At 68.2% G+C, this 425-nt stretch carries 1 protein-coding gene; it reads right to left on the bottom strand.

Translation table 11 applies throughout. From position 1 onward, the window contains the following. Positions 1 to 425: ABC transporter ATP-binding protein (locus ACV22W_RS33625; RefSeq protein ID WP_448023842.1), on the bottom strand; the 425-nt coding region annotated here is incomplete at both ends.

Here is a 425-nt window from a genome sequence, read left to right as displayed (position 1 = left end):
CGCATGCCGCCCGACAACTCGCGCGGATACGCGTTCTCGAAGCCGTCGAGGCCGATCAGGTCGATCGCGGCGAGCGCGCGTTCGCGCCGCTCGCGTGCGCCGACGCCGAGCGCTTCCAGCCCGGCTTCCACGTTCTGCAGCACCGTCAGCCACGGAAACAGCGCGAAGGTCTGGAACACCATCGCGACACCTTCCGCCGGGCCGGTCAGCGGCTTGCCGAGGTAGGTCACTTCACCGCCGGTCGGTTCGATCAGCCCGGCGATGATCCGCAGCAGCGTGGACTTGCCCGAGCCCGAACGGCCGAGCAGCCCGACGATCTCGCCTTCGCGCAGCGACAGGTTCGCATCGTCGAGCACGAGCAGTTCGCCCTGCGTCTTGTTGAAGCCGCGGCAGACGTGATCGACGCGCAGGATTTCCTCACCGAG

It is taken from the genome of Burkholderia sp. AW49-1, assembly GCF_053427845.1.
The sequence above is the reverse complement of the archived record's forward strand: the minus strand, read 5'-3'. Positions and strand labels throughout refer to the sequence as shown.